The sequence below is a fragment of the Vibrio sp. T20 genome, assembly GCF_007858795.1.
Taxonomy (GTDB): domain Bacteria; phylum Pseudomonadota; class Gammaproteobacteria; order Enterobacterales; family Vibrionaceae; genus Vibrio; species Vibrio satsumensis.
Genome location: NZ_VFEB01000067.1, coordinates 1 through 277, shown reverse-complemented (window position 1 = coordinate 277; position 277 = coordinate 1). Strand labels below are relative to the sequence as shown.

The 277-nt window shown below is 46.2% G+C and carries 1 protein-coding gene; it reads left to right on the top strand.

The window, feature by feature from the left end:
- A partial coding sequence (locus FTW16_RS05540) for a cation:proton antiporter (protein ID WP_186728030.1) occupies window positions 1–277 on the top strand: 277 nt, incomplete at both ends.

Below are 277 nucleotides of genomic sequence, written 5' to 3'. Positions count from 1 at the left end.
GTTTTTTGCGGTCGCCCTGTTTGGTTTTAAATTCCTAGGTATTTCCTCGTTGGCAGCCATGTCAATAGAACAGATTGTTCTACTCGGCTTTGCCCTTTCATTCTCTAGTACCGTATTCGCAGTTAAGTCTCTGCAAGAGAAAGGGGAAATGAATGCGACCTATGGCACGCTAGCGATTGGTATTCTCGTCATGCAGGATATCTTTGCAGTGGTCTTTTTGACCGCATCGACAGGTAAGATTCCAGAGTGGTACGCCATCGCACTCTTCGCTTTACCA